25 protein-coding genes are annotated in these 25861 nt (G+C 62.0%); 13 read left to right on the top strand and 12 right to left on the bottom strand.

Going from position 1 to position 25861, the window contains the following annotated elements; translation table 11 throughout:
• Positions 1–187 precede the first annotated feature (187 nt).
• From speA to D8U82_RS20215, 3 genes are all read left to right on the top strand, one after another.
• A complete protein-coding gene (gene speA, locus D8U82_RS20225) occupies positions 188–2101 on the top strand; it encodes an arginine decarboxylase (protein WP_016771856.1) in 1914 nt (637 codons plus the stop codon).
• Between the two features lie 233 nt (positions 2102–2334).
• Positions 2335–3681, top strand: coding sequence for a contractile injection system protein, VgrG/Pvc8 family (locus D8U82_RS20220; protein ID WP_130902836.1), 1347 nt, complete (start codon positions 2335–2337; stop codon positions 3679–3681).
• Positions 3678–4469, top strand: coding sequence for a DUF4123 domain-containing protein (locus D8U82_RS20215; protein WP_125917547.1), 792 nt, complete (start codon positions 3678–3680; stop codon positions 4467–4469). Before D8U82_RS20220 ends, D8U82_RS20215 begins: the two co-directional genes overlap by 4 nt.
• Before the next feature lie 9 nt (positions 4470–4478).
• Here D8U82_RS20215 and D8U82_RS20210 read toward each other — a convergent pair whose 3' ends face one another.
• The gene (locus D8U82_RS20210) at positions 4479–5828 is read right to left on the bottom strand and encodes an MATE family efflux transporter (RefSeq protein WP_130902835.1); all 1350 of its coding nucleotides are present in this window, start codon (positions 5826–5828) and stop codon (positions 4479–4481) included.
• 146 nt (positions 5829–5974) lie between these two features.
• Entirely contained in the window at positions 5975–6268 is a 294-nt protein-coding gene (locus D8U82_RS20205; protein ID WP_016771853.1) for a hypothetical protein, read from the bottom strand.
• A gap of 245 nt (positions 6269–6513) precedes the next feature.
• Between D8U82_RS20205 and D8U82_RS20200 the strand changes: the two genes are divergently transcribed.
• The 5 genes from D8U82_RS20200 (at position 6514) to D8U82_RS20180 (ending at position 11006) form a co-directional block, all read left to right on the top strand.
• Entirely contained in the window at positions 6514–6816 is a 303-nt protein-coding gene (locus D8U82_RS20200) for a MazG-like family protein (protein ID WP_016771852.1), read from the top strand.
• Positions 6816–7565 carry a methyltransferase gene (locus D8U82_RS20195; protein WP_130902834.1) on the top strand — a complete coding sequence of 250 codons (750 nt, stop codon included), beginning with the start codon at positions 6816–6818 and terminating at the stop codon, positions 7563–7565. The genes D8U82_RS20200 and D8U82_RS20195 overlap by 1 nt, the downstream gene beginning before the upstream one ends.
• Positions 7566–7577: 12 nt before the next feature.
• Complete coding sequence (locus D8U82_RS20190) at positions 7578–8189, top strand: DUF4136 domain-containing protein (RefSeq protein WP_016771850.1); 612 nt, start codon at positions 7578–7580, stop codon at positions 8187–8189.
• Positions 8190–8230: 41 nt separating this feature from the next.
• Positions 8231–8788, top strand: coding sequence for a DUF4136 domain-containing protein (locus D8U82_RS20185; protein WP_041480657.1), 558 nt, complete (start codon positions 8231–8233; stop codon positions 8786–8788).
• Positions 8789–9008: 220 nt separating this feature from the next.
• Positions 9009–11006, top strand: coding sequence for a pilus assembly protein TadG-related protein (locus D8U82_RS20180; RefSeq protein WP_130902833.1), 1998 nt, complete (start codon positions 9009–9011; stop codon positions 11004–11006).
• Here D8U82_RS20180 and D8U82_RS20175 read toward each other — a convergent pair.
• Both D8U82_RS20175 and D8U82_RS20170 read right to left on the bottom strand, forming a co-directional pair.
• Complete coding sequence (locus D8U82_RS20175; RefSeq protein ID WP_130902832.1) at positions 10991–13753, bottom strand: ATP-binding protein; 2763 nt, start codon at positions 13751–13753, stop codon at positions 10991–10993. The genes D8U82_RS20180 and D8U82_RS20175 overlap by 16 nt on opposite strands.
• On the bottom strand, positions 13750–14196 hold the full coding sequence (locus D8U82_RS20170; protein ID WP_122693322.1) for a TadE/TadG family type IV pilus assembly protein: 447 nt from the start codon (positions 14194–14196) through the stop codon (positions 13750–13752). Before D8U82_RS20170 ends, D8U82_RS20175 begins: the two co-directional genes overlap by 4 nt.
• 75 nt (positions 14197–14271) lie before the next feature.
• On the opposite strand from D8U82_RS20170, the gene D8U82_RS20165 reads away from it, so the two are divergent.
• The 3 genes from D8U82_RS20165 to D8U82_RS20155 all read left to right on the top strand — a co-directional run bounded on the left by D8U82_RS20165 (position 14272) and on the right by D8U82_RS20155 (position 17105).
• Positions 14272–14742: a prepilin peptidase gene (locus D8U82_RS20165; RefSeq protein ID WP_130902831.1), complete on the top strand. Its 471-nt coding sequence runs from the start codon at positions 14272–14274 to the stop codon at positions 14740–14742.
• Between the two features lie 118 nt (positions 14743–14860).
• Positions 14861–15628 carry a response regulator transcription factor gene (locus D8U82_RS20160; RefSeq protein WP_130902830.1) on the top strand — a complete coding sequence of 256 codons (768 nt, stop codon included), beginning with the start codon at positions 14861–14863 and terminating at the stop codon, positions 15626–15628.
• A gap of 1171 nt (positions 15629–16799) precedes the next feature.
• Entirely contained in the window at positions 16800–17105 is a 306-nt protein-coding gene (locus D8U82_RS20155; protein ID WP_130902829.1) for a DUF6124 family protein, read from the top strand.
• Between the two features lie 105 nt (positions 17106–17210).
• Here D8U82_RS20155 and D8U82_RS20150 read toward each other — a convergent pair whose 3' ends face one another.
• From D8U82_RS20150 to cpaB, 8 genes are read right to left on the bottom strand one after another with little or no spacing between them, the layout of a single operon-like run.
• Positions 17211–17483: a DUF3613 domain-containing protein gene (locus D8U82_RS20150; protein WP_024011439.1), complete on the bottom strand. Its 273-nt coding sequence runs from the start codon at positions 17481–17483 to the stop codon at positions 17211–17213.
• A gap of 9 nt (positions 17484–17492) precedes the next feature.
• Positions 17493–18215, bottom strand: coding sequence for a tetratricopeptide repeat protein (locus D8U82_RS20145; RefSeq protein WP_125926221.1), 723 nt, complete (start codon positions 18213–18215; stop codon positions 17493–17495).
• 23 nt (positions 18216–18238) lie between these two features.
• Positions 18239–19123 (bottom strand): type II secretion system F family protein, encoded by an 885-nt coding sequence (locus tag D8U82_RS20140; RefSeq protein ID WP_125926220.1) that lies wholly within the window; start codon positions 19121–19123, stop codon positions 18239–18241.
• Between the two features lies 1 nt (position 19124).
• On the bottom strand, positions 19125–20009 hold the full coding sequence (locus D8U82_RS20135) for a type II secretion system F family protein (RefSeq protein ID WP_125926219.1): 885 nt from the start codon (positions 20007–20009) through the stop codon (positions 19125–19127).
• A gap of 17 nt (positions 20010–20026) precedes the next feature.
• Positions 20027–21295 (bottom strand): CpaF family protein, encoded by a 1269-nt coding sequence (locus D8U82_RS20130; protein ID WP_039763729.1) that lies wholly within the window; start codon positions 21293–21295, stop codon positions 20027–20029.
• On the bottom strand, positions 21292–22482 hold the full coding sequence (locus D8U82_RS20125) for a pilus assembly protein (protein WP_122610416.1): 1191 nt from the start codon (positions 22480–22482) through the stop codon (positions 21292–21294). Before D8U82_RS20125 ends, D8U82_RS20130 begins: the two co-directional genes overlap by 4 nt.
• Positions 22479–23696, bottom strand: coding sequence for a type II and III secretion system protein family protein (locus tag D8U82_RS20120; protein ID WP_122508650.1), 1218 nt, complete (start codon positions 23694–23696; stop codon positions 22479–22481). The genes D8U82_RS20125 and D8U82_RS20120 overlap by 4 nt, the downstream gene beginning before the upstream one ends.
• 20 nt (positions 23697–23716) lie before the next feature.
• Positions 23717–24658: a Flp pilus assembly protein CpaB gene (gene cpaB, locus D8U82_RS20115; RefSeq protein ID WP_130902828.1), complete on the bottom strand. Its 942-nt coding sequence runs from the start codon at positions 24656–24658 to the stop codon at positions 23717–23719.
• A 337-nt stretch (positions 24659–24995) separates the two neighbouring features.
• On the opposite strand from cpaB, the gene D8U82_RS20110 reads away from it, so the two are divergent.
• Both D8U82_RS20110 and D8U82_RS20105 read left to right on the top strand, forming a co-directional pair.
• The gene (locus tag D8U82_RS20110) at positions 24996–25190 is read left to right on the top strand and encodes a Flp family type IVb pilin (protein ID WP_051600590.1); all 195 of its coding nucleotides are present in this window, start codon (positions 24996–24998) and stop codon (positions 25188–25190) included.
• Positions 25191–25272: 82 nt separating this feature from the next.
• Positions 25273–25680, top strand: coding sequence for a response regulator (locus D8U82_RS20105; RefSeq protein WP_130902827.1), 408 nt, complete (start codon positions 25273–25275; stop codon positions 25678–25680).
• The last annotated feature ends 181 nt before the right edge of the window (positions 25681–25861 follow it).

Raw genomic sequence — 25861 nt, 5'->3', positions numbered from 1 at the left:
GGCTTCGAGTGTTCTCGGATCCGGCGTCGTCGCCATGGTTTTCACAGAGCCTGTTCATGACCGGTTTCTAAACTCCACGCAGTCAGTGCGGTCTACCGCCGCACTGACGAACCGTCATTTTCATTCTTTAGACTGCGCCGGCCTGAACGTCAGGCGACGCACTCTGACTTCTTTATAGGGGACTTCGATGTCCGTACGACGCACACGTAAAGACGATGGCAGCCAATGGACAGTTGCGGACAGCCGCAGCGTTTACGGGATTCGCCATTGGGGGGCCGGGTATTTCGCGATCAATGAAGCCGGTCGCGTCGAAGTACGTCCGAACGGCCCGAGCAGCTCGCCTATCGATCTGTTCGAACAAGTCGACCAACTGCGCAAGAGCGGTTTGTCCTTGCCGCTGCTGGTGCGGTTCCCCGACATCCTGCAAGACCGTGTCCGTCAGTTGACCGGTGCTTTCGATTCGAACATCGAGCGCCTGGAATACCAGAGCAAATACACCGCGCTGTACCCGATCAAGGTCAACCAGCAGGAAGCGGTGATCGAGAACATCATCGCCACCCAGAACGTTTCCATCGGTCTGGAAGCCGGCTCCAAGCCTGAGCTGCTGGCGGTGCTGGCGCTGGCGCCGAAGGGCGGCACCATCGTCTGCAACGGTTACAAGGACCGCGAGTTCATCCGGCTGGCGCTGATGGGCCAGAAGCTCGGCCATAACGTGTTCATCGTCATCGAGAAAGAATCCGAAGTCGGTCTGGTGATCGAAGAAGCCGCCTCGCTGAAGGTCAAGCCGCAGGTGGGTCTGCGCGTGCGCCTGTCGTCGCTGGCCTCGTCGAAATGGGCGGACACCGGTGGCGAGAAATCCAAATTCGGTCTGTCGGCGGCACAGCTGCTGTCGGTAGTCGAGCGTTTCCGTGGCGCCGGCCTCGATCAGGGCATCCGCCTGCTGCACTTCCACATGGGTTCGCAGATCGCCAACCTCGCTGACTACCAGCACGGCTTCAAGGAAGCGATCCGTTACTACGGCGAATTGCGCAACCTCGGTCTGCCGGTCGATCACATCGACGTCGGCGGCGGCCTCGGTGTCGACTACGACGGTACCCACTCGCGCAACGCCAGTTCGATCAACTACGACATGGACGACTACGCCGGTGTCGTGGTCGGCATGCTCAAGGAATTCTGCGACGCGCAGAGCCTGCCGCATCCGCACATTTTCTCCGAGAGTGGTCGTTCGCTGACGGCGCACCACGCAATGCTGGTGGTGCAGGTCACCGACGTCGAGAAACACAACGACGAAATCCCGCTGATCGAGAACAAGGAAAGCCTGCCGGAAACCGTGCAGTGGCTGGTCGATCTGCTCGGCCCGACCGACATCGAAATGGTCACCGAAACCTACTGGCGCGCCACCCACTACATGAGCGACGTCGCCGCGCAGTACGCCGACGGCAAGCTGACCCTGGCGGAAAAAGCCCTGGCCGAGCAATGCTACTTCGCCGTGTGCCGTCGCCTGCACAACTCGCTGAAGGCGCGTCAGCGTTCGCACCGCCAGGTGCTCGACGAACTCAACGACAAGCTGGCCGACAAGTACATCTGCAACTTCTCGGTGTTCCAGAGCCTGCCGGACACCTGGGCGATCGATCAGGTGTTGCCGATCATCCCGCTGCATCGCCTCGACGAAGAGCCGCTGCGCCGTGCGGTGCTGCAGGATCTGACCTGCGACTCCGACGGCAAGATCAACCAGTACGTCGACGAGCAGAGCATCGAAACCAGCCTGCCGGTGCACGCGTTGAATGAAGGCGAAGATTACCTGCTGGGCGTGTTCCTGGTCGGCGCCTATCAGGAAATCCTCGGTGACATGCACAACCTGTTCGGTGACACCGACTCGGTGAACATCTACCAGAACGCCGATGGCAGCGTGTACCACGCCGGTATCGAGACCCACGACACCATCGAAGACATGCTGCGTTACGTGCACTTGTCGCCGGAAGAACTGATGACTCACTACCGCGACAAGTGCGCCAGTGCCCGCATCAGTGCCAGCGAGCGCACGCAGTTCCTCGATGCCTTGCGTCTGGGCCTGACCCGCTCTTCCTATCTGTCTTCCTGAGACCCGATAGCGTTCCGCCCGGGTTGTCCGATTTTTTTCCGCAAGCTGTGGAAAAGTCGGACAACCCGGTGGGACATCTCCTGATTTTTTCCCGAAAGCCTGTGCTATCACGGTCAGCAAACTCATCTGGTCTGCTTTTCGCGTAGGTCATTTCCTAAGTTGTACTTCGCCTCTCTACTCGGCCATGCCTCTCGGCGAGAATCCCCGGCCGCCCCTCCTGTAGAGATCCGCCCATGTTCGATCCAGTCAACGAGCCGTCGTTTCGTCTCGATGTAGCGGGCCTGTCCGACCCCTTCGAAGTTCTCGCCTTTACCGGAAGGGAAGCGCTCAGCGAACCCTTCGCCTTCGAGATCGATGTGGTGATCGACGATCCGCATCTGGATCTCGCCGGCCTGCTGCACCGTTCCGCGTTCCTGTGTTTCGGCGCGCCCGACCAGGGTGTGCACGGGCAATTGCACAGCCTTGTCCAGCACGAGCACGGCCATGGCTTGCGTTTGTGCCGAGTACGTCTCGGGCCCAGGCTCGACTGCCTCGACCTGCGTTTGAGCCAGCGCATCTTCAGCGGCCGTTGCGTGCCGCAGATCATCGAACAGGTGCTGCGCGAACATGGCATCGTCGGCCTGCAGCGACGTTACGAGTTGCACAGCGACTACCCGGCCCGCACCTTCTGCACGCAATACCGCGAATCCGATCTGCAACTGCTTCAGCGTCTGTGCGCAGAGGCGCGCATTCACTACTACTTCGAACATCACCGCGACAGGCACTGCCTGGTGTTCGGCGACGATCCGACGCGGATGCCCCATGCAGACGTCGCGCACTATCAGGGCGAGCATGACCAGCATGGCGTAGCTCCAGCCGTCCGCCAATGGCGACTGCGCGAAGACTCGCAGGCCAGCCAGCGAGGCCCCGATGCCGAAGGCCACAGTGATCTGCCGGCCTTGCGCAGTGGTCAGTGGTTGCCGCTGGACGGCCATCCTTTCCTCGAATGCAACCGCCCATGGCTGCTGACCCGCATCGAGCACCGTGCCGATCAATCTCTCGAATCGCCCTATTGCAATCGCCTGTTCGCGGCCGCGCGGGTACCCGTCTGTGTGCCCGCCGCTGCGCAGTCCAAGCAGCGCATGCACAGCTTGCAGCGTGCCTGGGTGGTCAGCGTCGATGAGCCGCAGCCGGATCGCGCGCGGCCGGTCGCGGTGCAATTCGACTGGCTGTATCAGGGCGAAGGCGCAGCGCCGAGCCATTGCTGGCTGCCCCTCGCGCCTGACCTGAACGAGCTGCCCTCGGCGGCACTCGCCGATGGCGTGGAAGTGGTGGTGAGTTTTCTTGAGGGCGATCCCGATCAGCCGGTGGTCAGTGGCGTGCTCCAGCCCTCGGTGTTGCCAGAGGCTGCGGTCGAGGACGATGAACCGGTATCGCTCCCCGAACTGCTGGTGAGCGATGGGTTGCAGCAATCGTTGCAGTCTGGCGAGCCGTTGCTGTTGCTGTGCCTGATGCCGGGCGGTGGCAGCTTCAACCACTGCGCCGAGTCCGTGTGCAGTTGCCGGCTGCTCACCGCGCTCGATCAGAGCAGCGCACGATGAGCGGCGCGGCGCTTGAGCCCATGGCGCAATGGCTGTTGCTCGACACCCCGGACGCGGCACGCGCCTTGCTGACCTTGCGCCAGGGCTTTGCCGATGTGCAGCGGCACCGGTTGTTCGACGGCACCGAATTTCAGCCGGTCAGTGAGCACGGTCCGGTTCTCGTCGATTTGCGCGAGAGCCCGGCATTGACCGCCCTGTGCCTGCGCGACCCGGACACCTGGCGCGGCCTGTTGTTGAGCTGCGAGATACCGGCGCAGCAGCTGCTCAGCCACTTGCAGCGCATGCTTACCGTCTCGTTCGGTTTGAATCATCGGGCCTTGCTCAGCTATTACAACCGCCAGACCGCCAGTTATTTCTTCGACGCCTGTGACGCCACGCAGCTGAGTCGCTGGCTCGGGCCGATCCGCCAGTTGCGCTGGTTTGGTGGCACCTGGGCGGACCGCGCCATCGGCAGTCAGGGCTGGCAACAGCTGCGCAATCCCGGCCTGCTCGTCGAACCTTTGGGCATCGAAGAAAGCCTGACCCGGCGCCAGCGCGAACGCTTGCAAACCTGTCTGCTTGAGCAGCACATCTGGCGCTGGTGCCAGTCTCTGAGGGTTGATTACCAGACGATCGCTGTGCATGTGCAACAAGGTCTGGCGCTGGGTTTCAGCGATCGTGCTGTGCTCGATGGCTGGCTGTGGCTGCGCCTGCTCAATCCGCGCGCCGTGCTGGTTATGCCGCCGGCCGGATTGACGCAGCCGGAACGGCTCGACTTTCTGCGTCGGCAGTGGGGCGCGGCGGACTGACTTTTCTGATCAGTGAGCCTTGCCGCTGAACCAGCCATCGCTGCGCTTGAGCCACAAGGCTTGCGCGCCAAGGGTCACGCTGCGCAAGACCATGAACAGCAGAAAAGATATCCACAGGCCGTGATTGCCCAAGGCCTGCAAAAACCAGGCGAACGGCAGCAACAGCAGCACCGTCAGCAGCATGCCGTTGCGCATTTCCCGCGCACGGGTGGCGCCGATGAACAGGCCGTCGAGCAGGTAGCTCCACACCGCAATCAACGGCAGCACGGCGAGGTAGGGCAGGTAGACGAACGCTGTCTCGCGCACGCTCTGAATATCGGTCTGCATCTCGATGAACAGGTGTCCGGCCAGCAGAAACAGCACGGCAAACCCGAGGCTGGCAATCAGCGACCAGCCGCCGGCCACCACCAGCGATCGACGCAATGCCAGGCGATCCCGCGCGCCGATGGCATGGCCGCACAAGGCTTCAACGGCGTGCGCCAGTCCGTCCAGTGCATGGGCCGTCAGCAGCAGGCCGTTGAGCAGCAGCGCGTTGGCCGCTACGGTCGCATCGCCGAGCCGTGCGCCCTGCACAGTAATGAGGAAAAACACCGATTGCAGGGCGAGGCTGCGGATGAAAATGTCACGGTTGACCGCCAGCAGCGGCCGCCAGCTCTGCCAGACTCTCAGCACCGACCAGATGATCTGCCCCGGATAGGCGCGCAATGCCGTGCGCGTGAGCCACAGGCCGAGCAGGGCGCCGCTCCATTCGGCGATTACCGAAGCCCGCGCGGAACCGGCCACGCCCCAGTCCAGGCCGATGACAAACCACAGATTGAGCACAATGTTGATCAGGTTGGTGCTCAGCAGAATCGCCAGCGGCGCCCGCGCGTTCTGCGTGCCGAGGAACCAGCCGACCAGCGCATACGTCGCCAGCGCTGCGGGCAGGCCAAACAGACGCGTGTGGAAAAACTCCCGGGTCAGTTGCTCCAGTTCAGCCGACGGTTGCATGAAGTGCAGGGCAACGCCACTGAGCGGCACGCCAAGAGTGCCGAGCACGACGGCCAGCCCCATCGCCAGCAGCAGGCCCTGCAAGAGAATCTGCCGCAACGCCGCGCCATCGCTGCGCCCGGCAGCCTGCGCGGCAAAACCGGTGGTGCCCATGCGCAGAAAACCCATCGCCCAGGCAAGAAAGGTGTACAGACTGGCGCCGACCGCCACCGCGCCGAGTTGATGGGCATGCGGCAGATGGCCGATGACAGTGCTGTCGACCAGCGCCACCAGCGGCACGGAGATGTTGGAAAGAATCATCGGCGCGGCGAGCGCCCAGACCTTGCGGTGAGTCGGGCGGTCGCGCCAGTCGGTAATCAGAGAGGACATGCAGGCTCCTTGGGGGAGCGGGGATTGTAGCGAGTCGTGCCATTCAATGTGGGAGCGAGCTTGCTCGCGAAGACTGACCGACGGTGAAGATTTCGGCTGTGCCGGCCATTCGCGAGCAGGCTCGCTCCCACAGGGTGGCGGTGGTGTTAATGGATGATCCAGCTCAACAACCACAACCCCAGCAGCAGCCAGATGATCCCGGCAATGATCGACGCATTCATGAACGCCCGGATCGCCGACCACAGCAGCATCAGGCCAACGATCAGGGCGATGATGCTGATGATCGAGGTGTCCATCCCCAGCGTTTGCGCCAGGCCGTCGACAAAGTTGCTGCCGGCATTGCTGAGCATATTGAACAGGCCGCTGAGGCCATCGACGATAAAGCGGATGACCGAACCGAGTGCCTGGCCGAGCCATTCGAAAAAGCTTTCTACACGCATGTGTGCATCCCTGATGAAAGAGCTGAGCCTTGGGCCACACCGAGGGCGGCCGAGTTCCCTGCATGATAGAAGGTTTGCCCGGATCATGTGTGGGAGCGAGCCTGCTCGCGAAGGGGGCGTGTCAGGCAAATCCGGTCTGGATGATCCACCGCCTTCGCGAGCAGGCTCGCTCCCACAATTGATCATCTGCGCTGCTTGCCTTCAGCCCGCATCCCCCCGAAGCTATGCGTCTTCAGGAGAGCCCGATGAACCTTGTAGAACTGACCGAACGCCTGCACGCCATTCGCGACCGCAATGACTGGCGGCAATTTCACAGCCCGAAAAACCTCGCCATGGCCGCCAGCGTCGAAATGGCCGAGCTGGTGGAAATCTTCCAGTGGCTGACGGAAGACCAGTCACGCCAGTTACCGGCGGACAAACTCGCGCATGCCGGGCAGGAAGTCGGCGATATCGTTCTGTATCTGTTGCTGCTGTGCAGCGAACTGGGTCTGGACATGAATGAAGTGGTGCGCGCCAAGCTCGCCGACAGCGAACGGCGGTTCAGCTGATGAGCGACCGTCATTTCGATCAGTTGGCCACGCGCTTCGCCGAAAAAATATACGGCGGTGCCAAAGGCGCGATTCGCCTCGCCGTGTTGCAGGCCGATCTGAGCGAGGCCTTGCCGGAACGTCCGCTGCGCGTGCTGGATATCGGCGGGGGCCTGGGGCACATGTCGCTGTGGCTGGCCGAGCGCGGCCATGACGTCACCTTTACCGAACCGGCCGAACCGATGCTGGAAGGCGCACGCGAGCGTTTTGCCGAAGCCGGGCAAACCGCGACATTCATTCAGGCGCCGTGGCAGGAACTGCCCGGTCAGCTCACCGAGCCCTATGATCTGGTGATGTGCCACGCCGTGCTGGAATGGCTCGCCGAACCCCATGCGATCCTGCCGGTGCTGCGTCAACTGACCAAGCCCGGCGGCTGGCTGTCGCTGGCGTTCTACAACCGTGATGCGCTGATTTATCGCAATCTGCTCAAGGGCCATTTCAAGAAAATGCGCAAGAACGTCATGGCCGGCGAGAAGCAGAGCCTGACCCCGCAGCAGCCTCTCGACCCTCGGGAATTGGCAACGCAACTCGCTGGAATGTGGCAGGTCGAAAGTCAGAGCGGCGTACGGGTATTTCATGATTACATGCCGGTGGAATTCCAGGCCCGCGCCGAACTGGCGGATTTGCTGGAAATGGAACTCGCGCACCGTCGTCACCCAGGCTTCGCCGGGCTTGGGCGTTACTTGCACTGGATCTGCCGGCCGATCTGAGCGGAGCGCGACATGAAAGCTCGATGCGGGTTATTGCTGATAAGTCTGGGGTTGGCCGCTTGCCAAGGCAGCAACCCCTACGTGGCCCAGTCACGGCCGTTGCCGCCGGCACCGCCGCAAGCCGCCACCACCTTCGACCGCAGCGCCTACCCGGCGCCGCCGCGGGATTACGGACGCTACCGCAATTGGGCCTGGCGCGACGGGCAGTTGCCGCCGGGCACGGCGTGGGCCGATTCGGCGCAAGTGGCCGAGGCGGTCAGCAATGCCCTCGACCAACGTGGCTTGCGGCCGATGCGCGACAACCGCCCGGCCGACCTGCTGGTCAGCGCCGACCTGCGTCTGGAAACCCGTTTGCGCCAGGTTCGCGATGATTACGGCTACTACGGCGGATACGGCGGCTATGATCGTTATGGTCGCGGTTACGGCATGTACAACAGCGTGCCGATCGTGCGCACCTATCAGGAGCAGGTCGTAGTGGTGCGGGTCGATCTGTTCGATGCCGGCAATGGTCAGCCAGTGTGGAGCGCCAGCGCCGAAACCGGCACCCAGGGCAATCAGATCGAACGCGCCGATGCGATCCGCGAGGCTGTGGAAAAAGCCATGGCGGCGTATCCTCCCAGCTGACGTCGTGTCAGCAGGTTCATGTCTTCACCCGGAGAAAAATCATGTTCCGCCGTCTCGCTCTACTCGCTGTTGCCGCGCTGCTCAGTGCCTGCGCCGCCAATCAGGTCAATCACGATTTCGACGCCAGCCGCGACTTTGCCGCTTATCGCAGCTGGAGCTGGAAAGACCCGGCCCTGCAATATCGCCCCGATGATCCGCGCATCAAAAGCGACCTCACCGAACAGCGCATCCGCCAGGCGGTGTCCGATCAACTCGATCAGCGCGGTTTGCGCCCGGCTGCCGGCGGCGGCAAAGGTGATCTGAGCGTGCAGACCTACCTGATCGTCGAGGACCGGCAGCAGCAGGTGACAACCAATTACGGCGGCGGTTGGGGCGGCCCGTGGAACGGCTACTGGGGCGCACCGATGTACAACGAAACACGCAACATCACCTACAAGGTCGCGACCATTCAGATCGACCTGCTCGACGGCAAGGACGGCAAACTGGTCTGGCGCGGCAGCGATGAGCAAATGCTCAGCAACCGCCCGAATCCGGCTGACCGCAGCAATGCCATTCGCGAGACCGTCGCACGGATCCTGGCGAACTATCCACCGCGTTGAACCGCTCTGAACCGTTTCCTGTGGGAGCGAGCCTGCTCGCGAAGGCGGTGTGTCATTCAGCATTGAATCCTCTGGCACTACGCTTTCGCGAGCAGGCTCGCTCCCACAGTGGCGGTGGTGACAGGAATGGCGCGACGCCAGCACTCTCGACCGACCGCGTCTACACTCTTTTTCATCAACGGAGGTAGCGCTCGGCACTGCGCCGGCAAAGGAGTGCGCCATGTCGCCAGGATCGCAAGGCAACGGCCCGGCCCGGCAACGCGGGGCGATCGGCTTGATGGCGGCAGCCACCCTGAGTCTGGCGCTGGTGATGATGTTGCTGGTGGTCGACAGCGGCCGCCTGTACATGGAACAGCGCAAATTGCAGCGGGTGGTCGATACCGCCGCCCTCGAAGCGGTCAGTCGCGGCGGCAATTGCCTGCCCGGGCTGACCGCCGCCAGTTATGCCGGGCAAAGTGCGCTGCGCAATGGTTACGTGGTGGATGCCGCCAATACGCTCGTCACCACTTGCGGCACGCTGACCACCGCTGCCAGCGGTTTGCGCAGTTTCACTGTCGATGCCACGCAATCAAGCGCAGTCAAGGTCGCCGCCAGTCGTACGGTCACCAGCAGTTTTGCTGGCGGTGTGCAGGCGTTGTTCAGCGCCACGCCGGTCAGCCTCAATACCACGCTCATTGCTTCGGCAGTTGCCGCGAAACCGCAGCCGACCGTCGCCCAACTGAATATTCGCAGCACCCTCGCCAGCATCGACACGGCGCAGTCGAACATCCTCAATCCGCTGTTTTCCGGGTTGCTCGGCGGCAACGTCAACCTCACGGCGGTGGGCTGGGACGGCTTGCTGCACACCGATATCAACCTGCTCAAATACCTCGATCAGTTGGCCATCGACCTCAACGTCGGTGCCGGCAACTACACGCAATTGCTCAACACCCAAGCGACCGTGACGCAGTTGATTCAGGCCGCAGCGACGGTGGTGCAACTCAACGGCGCGACTGCGCAAGTGGTCACCGCGCTGGGCCAGTTGCAGGTCGCCGCCATCAATGCGGCGCCGGTTAGACTCGGCGAGATCCTGCAGCTGCAAACCGGCACTACGGCGGCGGGGCTGGATGCCAATCTGCAATTGCTGCAATTGGTGCAGGGCGTAGTGCAACTGGCCAACAGCAAGAGCGCGGTGGCGGCGACCTTGCCGGTCAACGTGCTGGGGCTGGCCGGTGTCACGGTACGGGTGAAGGTGATCGAACCGCCGCAGTTCTCGGCGATTGGCGATCCGGCGCGGGCCAAGGCCGATCCATTGGGACCGGACCGAATTTATGTGCGCACTGCGCAGGTGCGCACGCTGTTGTCGGTGAATCTGCCGGTGCTCTCGGGGGTGACGGGGCTGACCAATGCGGTGCTGGGCCTGGTCGGTACGCTGACGCCGACGCTCAATGCGCTGTTGAGCCTGAATCTGGTGGACACAATCAATTCAGTGTTCTGCCTGTTGGGCGCCGGTTGCCAACAGCTCGATCCGAAGCTGCTGCCCTCACCGCAGATCGACATCGCGCTGGATGCCGGCGGGGCGAAAAGCTATGTCACCGATTACCGCTGCCCGACCGACGACAGCGGCAGCAAAAGCCTGACTGCCGCCACCACGACTTCTCTGGCTGATCTCAAACTCGGCAAGATCGATCCTGTCGCGGCGTTCTCTTCAGTCGCCGAACCAACGGTGGCGCCGTTGCCGCTGGTCGATCTCGGCATCATCACCTGCCACAGGATTCTCGGCATCGGCAGTTGCGATGCCGCCTCCCGGGTCCAGTACGGCGCGGGCGGCATCGCCCTCAAACTCGACACCAGCGTCGCGCAGACCACGCAGAATCTGCTGTTCTCCAGCACCACACCCTTCGCCACCCCGGCCAACCTGAAACTGCCGCCGAGCCTGCTGCCGGCCGCGCCGACCAGCAACATCGTCGGCAGCCTGGCAAACACGCTGTCCGGCATCAACCTGATCGTCTACAAACCCGTGGGCAGCAATCCGCTGGGCGCCATCGTCACCGGGGTGGCTTCGTTGATCAGCGACGTCAGCAACCGCTTGTTGCCAGTGGTCACCGGTTTGATCAGTCCATTGCTCGATCCGCTGTTGAACAATCTGCTCAAAGGCTTGGGCATCAACCTGATGAATACAGAGGTGGGCGCCAATATGTCCTGCGGGCAGACCGGCAAGGCCTATCTGGTGATCTGATCATCCGTGGCAATCGGCAATTCGATGCAGAACCGCGCGCCCTCCGTGGAGTTGCGCACGCTCAACTGGCCGCCCATGTTGGCGATGATGCCGTAGCTCACCGACAGGCCCAGACCGGTGCCGACGCCAATCGGCTTGGTGGTGAAGAACGGCTCGAAGATCCGCTCCAGCAAACGCGGATCGATACCGCCGCCATTGTCCTCGACCCACAACCGCACGCTTTCCTCGTCACGCTCGGCGTAGATCGAAATCCACGGTTTGAACGCTGAGTCGTTGTCGCGTTTGCTGAGCAAGGCGTCACGGGCGTTGACCATCAGATTGATCAGCACCTGCTCCAACTGATCGACGTAGCCGCGCACCTGCGCCTCGAAGCCGGTCTCACTGATGCGCAGATCGACACCTTTGCCGCGCATGCCTTCGGCCAGTAGCGACAGGGTGCCTTCGATGGCTTGGGCCGGGTTGAACAACTGTTGTTCGATTTCCGAGCGCCGGCCGAATACACGCATGTGGTCGACCACCTTCGCTGCGCGCTGCACCTGGGCGTCGATACGGTTGAGTTTGTCGGTCAGATAATCGACCTGCACCTCACCGTTGCCGAGGCGCTTGAGCACGTTGACGATGGCCATGCGCATCACGTTCAGCGGTTGATTGATCTCGTGGGCAAGGCCGGTGGCCATTTCGCCGAGGGTGGCCATTTTCGCGCTTTGGGTGAGTTGCTGTTGCGAGCGGCGCACCTCGGTGTTGTCGCGGCCCACCGCTTGCACTTCGATCAACTGTCCCTGCTCATCGAACACGCCGCGATCCGACCAGACCCACCAGGCGTGTTCGCGTCCGGGCAATTGCAGGCTGATTTCCGCTGTACTCACTGGCTGTTGCGGGGTCAGTTGGCTCAGGCGCTGCACAAAAGCGCCGCGCTGTTCTTCGGACATCCAGCCACCCAGATCAACCCCGGGCAGTTGTTCCGGGGTGCATTCCAGATAAGTCGCCAACGGTCGGTTGCCAAAGATCAGCGTCAGGTCCGGGCGATAACGGCAGATCATCGCCGGCGAGTCCTCGACCAGAATCCGGTAACGCTCTTCGCTTTGCCGCACCTGCTCGGCGGCAAGCGTCGCGTCGGTGACGTCCAGCCACAGGCCCACCGCCTCGACCGGCAACCCGAGATCGTTGCGCAGCAGTTTCGCTTCATCGAGCAGCCAGTGATACTCGCCACGGTTGTCGCGCAGGCGATAACGCGCACGCACCGAGCCTTCGCGCAGCAACTGGCGGTTGCGCTGGAAATACAGTTCGCGGTCGTCGGGATGCACGCGCTCGACCAGCGCTGTCGTGTCGCAATCTTCCAGCGTCCAGCCCAGCAAGGGTTGCAGGCTGGCGCTAAAAAAATCCGGAACCAGTGCGCCTTCTGCATAGCGCTGCACGTAGATCACCGCCGGTGAACTGGCAATCAGATTATCCAGCCGCGCATGGGCGGCAGCGGCGCGCTGTTGTTGATTCTGGATGTCGCTGATGTCGAGCATGAAGCCGACCAGACGCCGATGCTCACCGGTGCCGCTGACCTGGCCCTGAATCCGATACCACGTCGCCGCTGCGCCGACCTCCGCGCGGTGCAGACGTACGCTCAGGGTCAGCGCTTCTCCTTGCAGTTGCAGGGCGCGCAAACGGCTGCGCAACTCGGCGCGATCGGCGGGATGAAACAGCGACAGCCAGTCTTCTACCGGCAGCAGGCGATCGCTGAGATCCAGTGCCGAGGCCAGCGTCGGCGCCAGTGCAATCTGCTCTTCGGCACTGATTTCCCACCAGCCGGTGCCGAGCAGGTTTTGCAGCGAGTCCAGGCGCTCCATCGATTGCACATGGCGCTGCTCGCGCAAGCGGCTGAGCAGCGGCCCGGCCAGCGCGCCGGCCAGGCTCAGCCAGTCGCGATCGGTCAGCCATGGCGCCACGTTGTCGACTGTATAAAACCCGCAGAGCAGCCACGCGACCACACCCTGGTCATTGCTGTAGGGCACGGCGAAACCGTTGGCGTTGCCGAACGTGGCCTGCAATCGCGAGTGTTCATAGCGGCCCTGCGGGCCGGCGAGACGTTGCGGCGCGCTGCCGTTGAGGCTGTCCAGCGGCGTGCCCAGCGGCTGGCCGTCCTCCCACAGTTGCGGGGCATCGTGGCCGCGAAACTGTTGATGAATCTGCCAGCCTTGGGCCTGTTCATCGAACAACGCCACGGCGAGGCAGGGGATGTGCCAGCGCTGGGCGATGGCCTGCAATTGTTCGCCAAGCACCGTCGGCAGGCGCGTCAGGCTGCACGTGCGCAGACGATCGCTGACCTGCGCGGCGAGGGTCTGGCAGGCGTCGCGATCGCGCGCTTGCTGACGTTCGAGCAACAGGTCGGCGATGTCGAGCATCTGCAACCGCCAGCCATCCTCCAGCGGCTGCACCCAGCCGCGCAGGTGCAGCGGCTGATCATTCAGGCCTCTGAAATCCAGATCGAGCAATTGCCCTTGCCAGTCTCGCGGCTGACCTTCGATGGTCAGCAGACTGTGCGGCAGCAGGTAGGCGCTGAGCGGCAGCGGCTGACCCTGAGGTTTGTGCTGGGCGAGCAAATGCCGCAGCGGGCCGGCGATTTGCAACACATCGCCGTTGCCATCCAGATAAAAATGCAGGCCGATCGGCGGCGCGCCGAGGTGGTCCGGCAAGTCGTGGGCTGCGACGGGGGCGCGCTTGAGCAAGCGCCCGAAAAGCTTATCGCCGGCGGTCAAAATTGCAGGCTCGAGCTGGCGGTCAGGTGCGTGGGCAGATTGGGCACCGTGCCGATCCCGGGCAGCACCAGAAACGGCATGATCTGATTGAGCTTGCTCACCGGGTAATTGACGCTGACGGTCAGGGTGCCAGTCCCCGCGTCGTACGCCGCACTGGTGTCGGTGCCGACCACCAGATTCAAGGCCGAGGGCAGCCATTGCAGTTGTTGGGTCAGCGCGGCATTGGCGGTGTTGACCACCACCGTCGAATAGTTCGGCGTGGCCGGGTCCACCGCAACGCTGCGGCGCACCGCCTCGGCAGTGGCCTGGTTGAACGATTGCATCATCACGAAGGGCAGGCCGTAGCTGACCAGCCCGTAAAACACTGCGAAAAAGATGATGAACACCAAGGCGAATTCGATCGCCACCGCACCTTTTTGCGACCTGCGAAAGCCGTTTTTCATGCGTGCGTCTACCCTGACAGTCACTGCGTAGTATCAGCATAGAATCAATCAGGCAAAACGGACGGCTTTCAGCGGATGCAGATTTCCCTTGTTCTGATCTGGCTGGCGATCTGCGCCGCGCAAGATGCCCGGCAGCGGCGAATTTCCAATGCTTTGACGTTAGGCGTCGGCGCGCTGGCGTTGGTCTGGTTGTTGGCGACTGGCACTACTTGGCTGGGCGCCGACGCGGGGCAGGGCGGCTGGGCCTGCCTGATCGCTTTGCTGCTGACGCTGCCGGGGTATTTCTTGGGCCGCATGGGCGCCGGCGATGTGAAATTAATGACAGCTCTGGGTCTTGCGACGAACGGCATATTCGTTCTTGGCGCATTTATCGGCGCGGGCGTGGCCAGCGTGCTGTGGCTGCTGCTCGCGCCAAAAGTCTGGCCTCATATGGCTCAAGGAGTTAGAGAGCATGTGCGTCATCTGGCCCCGGACAAGTCAAAAAAGCTGCCATTTGCGCCGTTCGTGTGGGTAGGTGTAGTGCTTTCGCTGTACTGGATCATCTGATTGCGGGGTGCCACTAGTCCTATGTACATAGTCGGAAAGTGGGTCTACTTTCAATTCAGGCGAATACGCCACCAAAGTGCAGGAATCGTCAGCGTTGGCCGAGCAAATGGAGTGGTTCGTGAACAAGCCTAATTCGGTAAAAATCCTCGTGGTCGATGATCAGCCGCTGATCGTCGAAGAACTCTGTGAGTTTCTCGAGAGCAGTGGCTACCGTTGCGTGCCGTGCGACTCGAGTCTTGAAGCCATCGAGCTGTTCCGGGCGGACCCGGACATCGGTCTGGTGCTGAGTGATTTGCACATGCCGGACATGGACGGCATCGAGTTGATCCAGGCGTTGCAGCGGCTGGCCGGCAAGCAGCGGGTGTTCGAGGCGATCATGCTCACCGGGCGCGCTGACAAGCAGGATGTGATCAAGGCGTTGCGTGCGGGGATTGCCGATTACTATCAGAAGCCGATCGATCTGGCAGAGTTGCTTGAGGGTGTGCAGCGCCAGGAACTGGCTTTGCAGGAACGGCAGAAGAATCTGCATCTGGGGCATTTGAATCAGAAGTTGCAGTTTTTGTCCGAGTCGATTGATGACCTTTATCAGGATCTCGACAAGGTGCGGCGCTCGCCCGTGCCCGTGGTCAGTGATGCTGAACCTGAGTCCGTGGAGATGCCGGCGGTGTTCAGTCAATTGTCGCCCCGGCAGTTGGACGTGGCGCGGTTGGTGGGCAAGGGGCAGACCAATTATCAGATTGCCTGTGAGTTGGGGATTACCGAGAACACGGTGAAGTTGTATGTGTCGCAGGTGTTGCGGTTGACGCATATGCATAATCGGACGCAGTTGGCTTTGGCGCTTTCTCCTGGTAGTTCGGCGGGGCGGCAGCGGGTTACGGCGCATTGACTTGGCGGCTTTTGGGCCGACAATGCTTTGGGTGGTTGGGGTGAATATCCGTTTCTTCGGGTGTTGCGGCTGGCGGTTTCGCCCTTACGGCGAGTCCCTTTTGGCAAACGCCGGAATGCCGGCCCAGCCCAAAGGAACCAAAAGGTCTTCGCCCTGACGTTCGGCCCGCTCGCTGGGGCTCGGGGTTCCTTCGCTCCGGGATCGATCCTGGCGCAGCGGCTCCGGTTTGCTTCGCTGCACCTCCTTGCGCTGTGTCTGGCTGCGCCAGACGGTCGCTGCGCTCCCACGCCCGGATCAATCCCTCCACTCAGCCTGCCGACGGGCTCCCAGATCAAGATCAAAAGCTACTCGAGCTTGCGCTCATTGTTTTGAGCGGTGAAAAGCATGCGGTGTCTGGCTTTTGTTTTGCGCTGGATTCGCCCCTCACCCCAGCCCTCTCCCGAGGGAGAGGGAGCCGATTTGCGGGTTGTTCAAAATTTGCATTCGACTCGGTATCTCAGGTCGGCATACCTGACCCAAACTACTCGGTCGGTCCCCTCTCCTCTGGGAGAGGGCTAGGGTGAGGGTGCTTTTGATCTGCTTCAAAATCTGTGTTCGACTCGGTATTTCAGGTCGGTGTACTTCGCCCAAACAACTCGATCGGTCCCCTCTCCCTCTGGGAGAGGGCTAGGGTGAGGGTGCTTTTGATCTGCTTCAAATCTGTGTTCGACTCGGTATTTCAGGTCGGTGTACTTCGCCCAAACAACTCGGGTCGGTCCCCTCTCCCTCTGGGAGAGGGCTAGGGTGAGGGTGCTTTTGGTTTTGATTGTTTAAATCTGTGTCTGATTTGCCAGAACCTTCCCACAAGGTTTTCAGGTTGTCCGTCGGACGTCGGGTCACTAGTCTCTGGCTGTCGCTGACAACTCAGCGGTCAGGTGTGGAAACCTGAAATTCAAGTAGTTGCTTTGCATTGCTACCGTAATCGTTGTCGGCGTGTTCGTTCGTCTGCAAACTGTGTCGCGGCGGCTGTGCGTGGGCAGACTTTGGTCTGGCCGGTTGCCTACTTATCGGTTTTCCACCCTGCGTACAGCTGCCACCTTTTGTCGTGTGGAAACGACAGAAGAGGGCGTCACAGCCAAGTAGGAGTTCTCATGGACAAACTGATCCCAGACCCACCCCGCTCGAAGACGCCATGCGCGCCGACGATCTGGTGAAAAACCGCGAAGCGATAAAACGCGCGCTCGATTTCTATCTCTGCCCCGAACCTGCAAAACCGCATCCGCCCAGTACGCTGTTCATGGTGGTGCCCAATGTCGATACCGAAAGCCTGTTGGCGCATGCCTGTGAGTCGCTGGCGTCAGCGAGTGCGATGGCGAGTAATTTCGCTGGCGAGTTGAGCGGGTTTCAGCGCAGCACGGCGTTGGCGATTCAGCAGATTGTCATGCTGGCGGAGTTGGCGGTGAATCGGGCGCTGGATCGGGTGGATCCGCAGAGCTGAAACCGCGTTATCGTTCTTCGCGAGCAGGCTCGCTCCCACCGAAAGCACGCGGTCGACTGTGGGAGCGAGCTTGCTCGCGAAGGGGCCTTTAAGCGCACCACCAAACTAATTCTTGCTCTCGATCTTCCCGCCCGCATCCGGATCGTAAAAATCCGGTATCTCGTACTGGTATTTCTTCAGCCAACGCTGCATCGCCAGTTCGCGTTCGGTGGCGGTGGCGCTTTGCGGTTTGGGCGAGGCGGCTTTGTTGCGGCTTTGCAGGACCAGCCAGCCTTCGGTTTCCTGTTGTTGCGCCGAGGCCGGGCCGGTGTCGATGGCGTGGGCGGTGAGGGGCAGGGTGAGCAGGGTCAGGTAGCACAGGCCTTTGCGGATAGTCATGGCTGTCTCCTATTCGAGCGTCGGCGGTAGCGGGTCGATGAAGGCGGCGACGCGGTCGCCGGGGGTGTTTTTGGCGTTGGTCGGGGCTTTGAGTTTTTCCGCGCGTTGCTGCGCTTCGGTGAATTGTTCCGGGGTCAGTTTCGAGCGGCTGACGACCTCTGCTGCTTGCGGCCAGTCGTTCTGGTAGAGCAGCAGGGTGACCATGTTCAGCGTCGCCAACTGATTGTTCTGGCTCAGTTCGATGGCGGTGAGGAATTCGAATTTCGCTTCGTTGAGGCGCAGTTGGTTGAGGTAGACCACGCCGAGGTCATTGCGGATTTTCTCGTCGGTGGGCGCCAGGCGCGCGGCGCGTTGCAGGTGGGCCTGGGCCTGGCCGTTGTCGCCACGGGCGGCGTAGACCTGGCCCAGGCCATGTTCGGCCTGGGCGGTGAGGCAGCCGCCAAGCAGGCTGCGGTAGAGCGGCTCGGCTTCGCTGCGACCGAGCAGGCGATAGACCTTGGCTTTGCGCAGGCGCACTTCGCTGAGGTTGTCCGGCAGGCTTTGCAGGTTGGCGAGGCTGGCGTGGAGCTTGCCGTCGCTGGCCAGATCATCGGCGAGGTTCAGCGACAGTTCCTGCTCCGACGTGAGTTTGCTGCAGCTGGACGGCGACAGCAGCGAGGTCCACGGCGCCTGGCCATCCGTGGCGCAGCCGCTGAGCAGCAACAGACTTGCCATGACTATCAGTACTTTCATCAAACGCTCTCCATGAGCCAAGGTCAGTTTGCGAACGCGCGGGCAATGGCGGTGAAGCCCGGGCCGGCCAGTACGATCAGCAGGGCCGGAAACAGAAACAGCATCATCACCACCGACATCTTCGCCGACATTTTCGAGATGTATTCCTGCAGCCGGGTCAGGCGTCGGTCGTCCAGTAATTGCTTGAGCGCCAGCAGTGATTTCATCGCACCGCCGCCCTGGTGGATCAGTTGCTGGAGGATCACGCAGGTGTCGGTGAATTCGTCCACCGCGAGCATCACTGCGGTCTTGTTCAGCTCCTGCCCCAGCTCCAGACCGGAGTCGACGCGGCTGAGGATCAGGCGCAGTTCGCTGGTCAGTTTCGGCAGCAGTTTCTGCGCTTCGACGCTGAGCACGCGCAACGCTTGTTCCACGGCCATGCCGGATTCGAAGAGGATGCGCAGCAGCGGTATGAACGTGGAAATTTCCACGGCGATGGTTTTCTGTCGGCGGGCGGCGGCGTAGGCGAGCAGGCGTTTGGGCAGTAAATAGCCGCCGCCCGCAGCGAACATCGGCGCCATCCAGCGGTGGCTGGTCTGCGGAAAAAACACTTCCTGCAAGAAGATCGCCAGCCCCACAGCGAGCAGCGGCGTGCCGATTTGGCAGGCGGCGAAGAGCGCGCGTTCGTTGGCGCGGCGCCAGCCGAGGCGGCCGAGCAGGGTCTGGGTTTCGCTGTCGATGCTCACCGAGCCCCGGCCGAAACGGCTGTTGCCCAGCGCGCGCAGCCAGTGGCCGAAACGGTTCTCCCGCACCAATTGGCCGTGCAAGCGCTGATGCACCTGACGCACGCGGCGGCGCTCGGTGAGCAGGTGATTGCCCAGCAATAACAGCGAACCAAGGAGCAACAACAACGCCGCGAGCCAGACCATCTCAAACGCTCCGCAACATGCGCCACAGCGCCAGACTGCCCAACACCTGCAACACGGCGGCGCTGAGCAGCATGGTCTGGCCGCTTTCGTCGTGCCACATGCCGAGCATGTAGCCGGGGTTGGTCAGCATGAAGTAGCTCACCAGAATCAGCGGCAGCAAACCGAGCACCCAAGCGGTCATGCGCGTTTCCCCCGTCAACGCGCGCAACTGCCGCGCGCCCTGGTCGCGCTCGCGGATCAGTTTGATCAGATTCTCCAGCAACTCGCTGGCGTTGCCGCCGTAGCGGTGATTGACCTTCAGGCCGAGGGCGAACATGCGCAATTCGTCCTGCTCGTAGAGCTCGGCAAAATCGCTGACCGCATCGGGCAGGTTCACCCCCAGTTGCACGTTGCGCTGTACCCGGCCCATGGCCGCTTTCAAGGGATCTTCACTGGCCTCGATGCCGCCCAGCACCGCATCGCTCAGCGTGCGCCCGGACTTGAGACTGCGCACGGTGTGGTCGAGCAGTTGCGGCAGTTGCTCGATCATGCGGCGGATCCGCCGTCGGTAGCGAATGGCGATGTACAGCCGCAACGCCACGGGCGGGACGAGCAACATGATCAGCAGACCAACCCAGCTCCCGAGCAGAAATCCCAGGCCCATGGCCGCCGCCCACAGGCTCAGCCACAGACCGAAACGCTCGCTCGGCTGACCGAGGCCGGCACGCAAAAACATGCGCTCCAATCCCACCCATTTCGTCTGTTCCACGGCCAATTGCGGTTGCCCGGCGGCGAGTCGATTGAGGACTTTTTCCGTCGCGGTCTTGCGCAGGCCTTGCAGGAACAGATAGATCGACAGCCCGAGCAGCATCAGGCAAATGGCGATAAGAATGATCGGTCCCAGCATCTGCGTGCTCCTCGCCGTCAGCCCAGGTGAGCGTCTTGGCGCAGCTTGTCGCCGGCCGGGTTGACCGCTTCGCGGACAAAGCCGAACCCCGTGCGGCGGTCGAGGCGGAACAGGGTGTTGGTGACGTAGACGTCCTCGCGGATGCCGACCACTTCCACCACTTCGCTGACGCAGCGCCGGCCATCGGGCATGCGCGTCAGTTGAATGATCACGTCGAGGGCGGCGCAGATCATCTGGCGCAAGGTGCGTTCGGCGATCGAGCGCCCGGTCAGGCCGACCAGCGTCTCCAGACGCAGCAACGCGTCCTGGGCATTGTTGGCATGCACGGTGCTCATCGAACCGTCGTGGCCGGTGTTCATCGCGGTGAGCACGTCGACCACTTCGACGCCTCGGATCTCGCCAAGAATGATCCGGTCGGGACGCATGCGCAGGGCGTTGCGAATCAGGTCGCTGGCCTTGACCTCGCCATGACCCTCGGCATTCGGCGGACGGGTTTCCAGACGCACCACATGCGGATGGCCGAGTTGCAGTTCGGCGACGTCTTCGATGGTCACCAGCCGCTCGTGCGGGTTGATCAACTGGCTGAGGATGTTCAGCAGCGTGGTCTTGCCGGTGCCGGTGCCGCCACTGATCAGGATGTTGCAGCGCCTGCCCACGGCGTTCTGCAGGAACTCGAAAATCGCCAGATCGATGGTCTGCATCGCCATCAGGTCGGTGCTCTTGAGCATGTCCTTGCGGAACTTGCGGATCGACAGGCACGGGCCGTCGAGGGCGATCGGCGGGATGATCGCGTTGACCCGGCTGCCATCGGGCAGGCGCGCATCGACCATCGGCGAGGACTCATCGAGGCGGCGCCCGAGCGGCGCAAGGATGCGTTGCATGACCCGCTCGACGTGATGCGCATCGATAAAACGCAGATCGCTCTGATGCAAAACGCCGTCGCGCTCGATGAACACCCGGTGCGGGCCGTTGACCAGAATTTCCGTCACCGACGGGTCGCGCAGCAGGACTTCCAGTGGGCCGAAACCGGTGAGTTCGTCGACGATTTCTTCGCCGAGGCGCTCCATTTCGTAGCGCGAGATCGCCAGATGCAAACGCGCGATGTATTCGGCGACCTTGTCGGTGACGAACTGCGCCAGTTGCTGGCGTGAACCTTCCAGCAGGTTTTTTCCTGACTCCTCGATGGCGTCGATGATGTAGCGGTGCAGGACCAGTTTCAGGCCTTCGTGATCGCTGTTGCCGATCGCTCCGCGTGGCGTCGCGCCAAAGAGTTTTTCTGCGCTCATGAGTGGCCTCGCAGACGATCGAACCAGGTGACTTTCGGTTTGCTCAGACCTTCGGAACGCTTGGCCAGACGCTCGCCGAGGGCGCGCAGGCTCTGGGTGAGTTTTTCCCGGGGCGCCAGTTCGAAAAGGCTGACGCCCTGGTTTTTCGCGTTCAGGCGCACGTCGGGACTGAAGGCCAGCACGGCGATGACTTCCAGATTGAAGGTCTTGCCCAGGGTTTCGGCATCCGGCGCGACGTTGCTCAGGTAGCGATCGATCAGCAAGCGCCCGTGCTCGAGTTTCATGCCTTTCTCACGCCATTGGTTGAGCACGGCAAGATTGCGTCGGCAGTTGAGGACGTTCTGGTCGGTGTACCAGAGCAGTTTGTCGCAATGGCTGACGAAGGTGCGCAACGCTTCACTGTCGGCCTGCCCGGTGAGGTTCACGACAATGTGCTGGAAGTGCTGGCGCAGGGCGCTGAGCAGCATGTACAGCTCGGCGGCACTGGTGGATTCCAGCGGCTCGTCGCTGTTGGCGTAAGCAAGAATTCGCAGGCCGTGCTCGGCGCTGGTGAAAGCGCTGTCGATCAGCGTGGCGTCGAGGCGGCGCAAATGACGCAGGGCATCGCCGAAGTGAAACGAACTCTCCAGACCCAACAGCGCCAGACTGTCGCCACGCGGCAGACCGAGGTCGAGCAGCAGGGTTTGCTGGCCGCTCTTCTGCACGACCATGGCCATGTGATTGGCGATCAAGGCGCCGTCCGACGCGCCTTGCACACCGTACAGAACGGTGAGGCCGCCGAGCTGGGTGCTAGGTGTAACGGCCGGCAGACGCTTACTCAGGCGCCGCACCAGTCCGGCGACTTCGCTGGAACGCGAGCCATAGGCGACAAAATCCCGCGCACCGGCGCGCATCGCATTCAGCACAAGCTGATTGTCCATGCCGTCACCGAGCGCAACAATCGCCAGCATCGGCTTGGCTTCCAGCGCACCTTCGATCAGCGCGCTCTGCGCGACGACGTGCTCGCGGTCGAGACCGACGAAGACCAGATTGGCGAACGTTACATCGACCAGTGCGAGCAATTCGTCGAGGCTGCCGGCACCGGCGCTGATGACCTGGCCGAGTGGCGCGAGGGCGCTTTGCAGCCATTCCAGATCGGTGCTGTTGCGGGTGATGGCGAGGAAGGTCTGACTGAGATTCTGGTTCATTGCGACAACCCGCTGCGCTTGTCGAAGTTGCCGTTCTCGAGGAAGAACATGCGATAGAAATTCGGGTCGTAATTGCGCAGTTTCTCCCCCGGCAACGACGGCAGTCGCGCGTCCGCCGCCAGTGGCTGGACCAGGTGCGGGGTGACGATCATCAGCAGCTCGCGCTCTTCGCGTTTGATCTGCGAACCCTTGAAGAACGCGCCGAGGATGGGAATGTCGCCCAGGCCGGGAAACTTGTTCACCTGCGAGCTGTTGGTGGTGCTGATCAAACCGCTGATGACAAAACTTTCGCCATCACCCAGCGACACGCTGGTGTCGGTACGGCGGATGGTCAGCGCCGGAACGGTGGTGCCGGCGATGTTCACCGCGTTGGCAAAATCCAGTTCGCTGACCTCCGGGGCGACCTTCAGCGCGATGCGGTCGCGGCCGATGATGGTTGGCGTCAGGGTCAGGCGGATGCCGAATTCCTTGTACTCGATCGACACGCTGTCGCTGCCGGAACTGGGCACCGGAATCGGGATTTCCCCGCCGGCCAGGAAGCTCGCACTCTGCCCGTTCAACGCCACCAGACTCGGTCGCGCCAGGGTGTAGGCGAAGCCGCTGGTTTCCAGGGCGTTGATGATCGCCATGGTCTTGCCGCCGACCCAAGAGAAATTGAACAGCGAGTTATCCACCGGCAGGCGCGGCTGCGGCACGCCGTCAATCGGCGGCAGTGTGCCGGGCGAGCCGAACAGGAAATTGCCGCGCGTGCCGATCAGCGACGCCGTGGCTTCCTTGAGTTTGGTGCGGCTGACTTCGACGAAGCGAATGTCGGTCTGCACTTGCGACGGCAGGGTCGGATCGTCCGACGGCACGCTGCTGGTCAGCGCCGTGGTTGCCGCGCCCTGGACGAAGACCATGGCTTGCTGAGGCTGCGCCGAGCAGGCGGTCCAGACCATCAGGCTGGTCGCGCCGGGGCCGACGCCCGTGAGCAAAAAGGACGAACCGCCATTGGCATGCACGTCGGCAATTTTCGGATCGCCCACTGCCAGCCGAGTGATTGCCACCGGGGACTGCATGTCCTGTTGGAAGCCTTCACCGATCTCGATCACCGAGGGCAGGCGCGGCAGTGCCGAGCAGTTGCCGACCGCCGCGAGGGCGCTGTTCATCGTCAATCCCAACAACAGCAAGGCCCGGAGCGCCGGTTTCAATGTCGGTCTGAGTCGACTCTGCATGCACGTGAATCCTTGCGCAGTCATGGGGTTTGTTGGCTGATCTGGTTGCCGCGAATGATTTCCACCGCAGGCCTGGGCGCCGCGCCGGCACTGGCGGTGGCAGGTGCTCTTTGCGCGCTGCCCAGGGCGAGTTGAGTGAACTGGAAAAGCTGGCTGTTGGCGCGATCCAGGTGCGCGGGCGATTGCGCTTCGCCGGCCCAGTATTTGGCCAGCCGCTGTTCTTCGCTGCTGCGCACCGCGAGACGCAAGGTGCCGACTTGAGTGGCAAGCATCAGGCGGCTGAGCAGTTGTTCCGGCACCGCCAGCACCACTGTGCGTGCGGCGATGCGGCGCTGGTCCTGTTTGATTTTTTCTTCGGCGCTGAGGCTCGGCGATGCCGGTTGGCCGTCGTTGGTCAGGCCGTAATGATCGCCAATTCCGAGCACGCGCAGGGCCGGAACGGCGATCTGCGCCGACTGCTGCAGATTGCTCGCGTCCTCGCGCAGATACAGCAGCACATCGACGTAATCCCCCGGCAGCAACTGCCCGGCGGCACCGATCACTTCATCGACGGCCACGGTGAGCGCGCGCTCGTCGCGGCGAATCATCCGCGCCAACGCACCGCCAGCCTGGAAGCTTTCGTCATTGAGCCAGGTGCCGGCGCTGAGGTGGCGCCAAGGTGTGCGGCCGACTGCTTGTTCGATGCTGGTCAGGCTGCCGGCCGGTGCGCTGCGCAGTTTTTCCACGGTCACATCGGCGGCGGTCAACGGCGTGAACGGCGCTACATCGTGGAGCAGTACCACCACCGGTTGGCGGGTCTGGTCTTCGGCAATCGCGACAGTCTGTTCAATGCTGACCGCTGGGGCGACGGGCGCCTCGGCGACCGGGGCCGGCTGACGACTGAGCACCAGCCCCCAGTAACCGACAAAAACCGCGCCGAGCAACAGCAACGCGGCTAGGCCCATGGTGACGCGACTGTTCATGACGGCTCTCCCTTTCCTGCTGCACAACCGATTGCATTTGCTTGCGAAAGGCGGACTGAATCGGCAGCTATGAACATGCAACTATTTCGCTATTTCCAAGCTAGCTGATCCAAGCAAAAGCGCCATTAATGACAGGCAAATAACCCACCAAAGTATGAGTCCTGGCCAATTAACAGCAGGAAATGGCCGGGACACATTGGGATTAATGCTTTGTGATTAATGCGTTCTTACAGTTGTTGGGCGGGGGTTTGTTGACAATGCTCATGTGGCACGGTGGAACCTTGCCGCGGTGGTGATGTCGGCGCCAGAGGCGCGAAGGAGTGGACCTATGTTTCGTATGACTTTTGATTATGTGATCGCCAAGGCTCGCGCGTTTGCCCGCAGTGAAGAGGGTGCTTCGGCGATCGAGTATGCGATTGTGGTGGCGATGGTGGCGGTGGTGGTTGTGGCGTTCATTACGCCGATTGGAGATCGGATCCTGGCGATATTCAACAGCATTTTGAATGCACTTCCGGCGGCACCGGCTCCTTAAGCACCCTTCTATTTTTATGAACTCTGCACCTGGCTGATATCGCACTACACTGGATTTACCTTTCAGTATTCAGGTATTGCCTATGAACGCGTCTTCGTCGTCCCGCCAACAACTGCTTCTGGTTGATGATGAAGAAGACGCGTTGCTGGAGTTGGCGGAGTTGCTGGAGGGGGAGGGCTTTACCTGTCATACCGCGACGTCGGTGAAGCTGGCGTTGCATCTGTTGACCCGGCATCCGGATATTGCTTTGGTGATTACTGATCTGCGTATGCCCGAGGAGTCGGGCATGTCGCTGATCAGGCGGCTGCGTGAGCATACGTCGCGGGAGCATTTGCCGGTGATTGTGATGTCGGGGCATGCGGATATGGAGGATGTCAGCGATATGTTGCGGTTGCAGGTGCTGGATCTGTTTCGCAAGCCGATTTATCACGTGAGGTTGTTGGAGACTCTCGATACTCTGTTTCCCAAGCCTCGGGTTGAGGCTGGGTGAACTCGGCGGCCTTTGGGCCGACCGTGTTCTTGGGGGGGTGGGTGAATATCCGTTGCTGCGGGTGTGGCGGCTGGCGGTTTCGCCCTTACGGCGAGTCACCTTTTTCAAACGCCAAAAAGGTAACCGAAAAGGCTTGCTCCTACGTTCGGCCCTCGCAGGCTCGGGTTCCTTCGCTCCGGGA

This window comes from Pseudomonas sp. Sample_23 (genome assembly GCF_004307595.1).
GTDB classification, from domain to species: Bacteria; Pseudomonadota; Gammaproteobacteria; order Pseudomonadales; family Pseudomonadaceae; genus Aquipseudomonas; species Aquipseudomonas atacamensis.
The sequence above is the reverse complement of the archived record's forward strand: the minus strand, read 5'-3'. Positions and strand labels throughout refer to the sequence as shown.

Excerpts from the sequence above, each read along its gene's own strand:
- D8U82_RS20140 (WP_125926220.1), bottom strand. The coding sequence starts at position 19,123 with ATGGTCTGGCTCGCGGCGTTGTTGTTGCTCCTTGGTTCGCTGTTATTG.
- D8U82_RS20215 (WP_125917547.1), top strand. The coding sequence starts at position 3,678 with ATGAGCGGCGCGGCGCTTGAGCCCATGGCGCAATGGCTGTTGCTCGAC.
- D8U82_RS20165 (WP_130902831.1), top strand. The coding sequence starts at position 14,272 with ATGCAGATTTCCCTTGTTCTGATCTGGCTGGCGATCTGCGCCGCGCAA.
- D8U82_RS20180 (WP_130902833.1), top strand. The coding sequence starts at position 9,009 with ATGTCGCCAGGATCGCAAGGCAACGGCCCGGCCCGGCAACGCGGGGCG.
- D8U82_RS20205 (WP_016771853.1), bottom strand. The coding sequence starts at position 6,268 with ATGCGTGTAGAAAGCTTTTTCGAATGGCTCGGCCAGGCACTCGGTTCG.
- D8U82_RS20155 (WP_130902829.1), top strand. The coding sequence starts at position 16,800 with ATGCGCGCCGACGATCTGGTGAAAAACCGCGAAGCGATAAAACGCGCG.
- speA (WP_016771856.1), top strand. The coding sequence starts at position 188 with ATGTCCGTACGACGCACACGTAAAGACGATGGCAGCCAATGGACAGTT.
- D8U82_RS20110 (WP_051600590.1), top strand. The coding sequence starts at position 24,996 with ATGACTTTTGATTATGTGATCGCCAAGGCTCGCGCGTTTGCCCGCAGT.
- D8U82_RS20125 (WP_122610416.1), bottom strand. The coding sequence starts at position 22,482 with ATGAACCAGAATCTCAGTCAGACCTTCCTCGCCATCACCCGCAACAGC.
- D8U82_RS20135 (WP_125926219.1), bottom strand. The coding sequence starts at position 20,009 with ATGCTGGGACCGATCATTCTTATCGCCATTTGCCTGATGCTGCTCGGG.
- D8U82_RS20190 (WP_016771850.1), top strand. The coding sequence starts at position 7,578 with ATGAAAGCTCGATGCGGGTTATTGCTGATAAGTCTGGGGTTGGCCGCT.
- D8U82_RS20130 (WP_039763729.1), bottom strand. The coding sequence starts at position 21,295 with ATGAGCGCAGAAAAACTCTTTGGCGCGACGCCACGCGGAGCGATCGGC.
- D8U82_RS20220 (WP_130902836.1), top strand. The coding sequence starts at position 2,335 with ATGTTCGATCCAGTCAACGAGCCGTCGTTTCGTCTCGATGTAGCGGGC.
- D8U82_RS20145 (WP_125926221.1), bottom strand. The coding sequence starts at position 18,215 with ATGAAAGTACTGATAGTCATGGCAAGTCTGTTGCTGCTCAGCGGCTGC.
- D8U82_RS20150 (WP_024011439.1), bottom strand. The coding sequence starts at position 17,483 with ATGACTATCCGCAAAGGCCTGTGCTACCTGACCCTGCTCACCCTGCCC.
- D8U82_RS20210 (WP_130902835.1), bottom strand. The coding sequence starts at position 5,828 with ATGTCCTCTCTGATTACCGACTGGCGCGACCGCCCGACTCACCGCAAG.
- D8U82_RS20195 (WP_130902834.1), top strand. The coding sequence starts at position 6,816 with ATGAGCGACCGTCATTTCGATCAGTTGGCCACGCGCTTCGCCGAAAAA.
- D8U82_RS20185 (WP_041480657.1), top strand. The coding sequence starts at position 8,231 with ATGTTCCGCCGTCTCGCTCTACTCGCTGTTGCCGCGCTGCTCAGTGCC.
- D8U82_RS20105 (WP_130902827.1), top strand. The coding sequence starts at position 25,273 with ATGAACGCGTCTTCGTCGTCCCGCCAACAACTGCTTCTGGTTGATGAT.
- D8U82_RS20170 (WP_122693322.1), bottom strand. The coding sequence starts at position 14,196 with ATGAAAAACGGCTTTCGCAGGTCGCAAAAAGGTGCGGTGGCGATCGAA.
- D8U82_RS20120 (WP_122508650.1), bottom strand. The coding sequence starts at position 23,696 with ATGCAGAGTCGACTCAGACCGACATTGAAACCGGCGCTCCGGGCCTTG.
- D8U82_RS20200 (WP_016771852.1), top strand. The coding sequence starts at position 6,514 with ATGAACCTTGTAGAACTGACCGAACGCCTGCACGCCATTCGCGACCGC.
- cpaB (WP_130902828.1), bottom strand. The coding sequence starts at position 24,658 with ATGAACAGTCGCGTCACCATGGGCCTAGCCGCGTTGCTGTTGCTCGGC.